This window comes from Nocardioides sp. (assembly GCF_035429765.1).
Classification (GTDB): domain Bacteria; phylum Actinomycetota; class Actinomycetes; order Propionibacteriales; family Nocardioidaceae; genus Nocardioides.
Window position 1 is genome coordinate 1,262 of sequence record NZ_DAOMFK010000296.1, and the last position, 1,356, is coordinate 2,617.

General features: G+C 71.8%; 1 protein-coding gene. It reads left to right on the plus strand.

Annotation, left to right across the window (positions count from 1 at the left end; all coding sequences use genetic code 11):
* On the plus strand, positions 1–1,356 hold a 1,356-nt coding region (locus tag PLP61_RS16420; protein ID WP_324503836.1), incomplete at both ends, for an SNF2-related protein.

A 1,356-nucleotide genomic window follows, 5' to 3' on the forward strand; every position in this document is an offset into this window, starting at 1 on the left:
CGGCGGCTGGCGACCTGGGAGCTGCTCGGGCCGCTGTTCCGGGCGTTCGAGTACGGCGGCGCCTCGTCCTGCATGCCCCTGCCGGAGCCGACCTCGCTCAACGCCGCCGGTGGGCGGATGCTCATGCACCACCAGGCACAGGTGGTCGGGGCGGCGGCCGCCGGGCACCGCACCTTCCTGCTCGCCGACGAGCCCGGGCTGGGGAAGACCGCCCAGGCGCTGCTCGCTGCCCAGGCCGCCGACGCCTACCCGCTGCTCGCCGTGGTCCCGAACGTGGTGAAGACGAACTGGGCCCGCGAGGTGGGGCTGTGGACCCCGCAGCGCAGCGCCACGGTCGTCCACGGGAACGGCGAGAGCGTCGACGGGTTCGCCGACATCATCGTGGTGAACTACGAGATCCTCGACCGCCACGTCGGCTGGCTGGGGGACCTGGGGTTCCGCGGCATGGTCGTGGACGAGGCGCACTTCATCAAGAACAAGTCCTCCCAGCGCTCCCAGAACGTGCTGCGGCTGTCCCGGCGGATCCGGTCGCGGATCCCCCGGCCGCTGCTGATGGCGCTGACCGGGACCCCCCTCATCAACGACATCGAGGACTTCCGGGCGATCTGGCAGTTCCTGGGCTGGATCGACGACACCAGGCCCCTCGGTCCGCTCATGGACGCCTTGGAGGAGACCGGGCTCACCCCCACCGATCCCGGGTTCTACCCCCTGGCCCGCAGCTGCGTCATCGACCTGGGCATCGTCCGCCGGCGCAAGGTCGACGTGGCCGCCGACATCCCCGCGCGCCGGATCGCCGACCTGCCGGTGGAGCTCGACGACGACGACGCGCGCTCGATCCGCAAGGCGGAGCAGGAGCTGGCCCGGCGGCTCGTGGCGCGCTACGAGAGCGCCCTCGCGACCCGGACGTCGGGGGTGCGGGTCGAGGGCATCGACCACGAGCTGGTCCGCCGGGTGGCCACCTGGGAGCGGGAGGACACCACCACCGACTCGGGCGAGAACGTGTTCAGCATGATGCGCCGGATCGGCCAGGCGAAGGCCGGGCTGGCCGCGGACTACGCCGCCCAGCTGGCCCACAGCGTCGGCAAGGTGGTCTTCTTCGCCAAGCACATCGACGTGATGGACACGGCCGAGGAGACCTTCGAGCGACGCGGTCTGCGCTACACCTCGATCCGGGGCGACCAGACCCCCAAGGCGCGGCAGCAGGCCATCGACGGCTTCACCCACGACCCGGAGGTGGCCGTCGTCGTCTGCTCGCTCACCGCTGCCGGGGTCGGCCTCAACCTGCAGGTCGCGTCGAACCTCGTGCTCGCCGAGCTCTCCTGGACCGACGCCGAGCAGACCCAGGCGATCGACCGG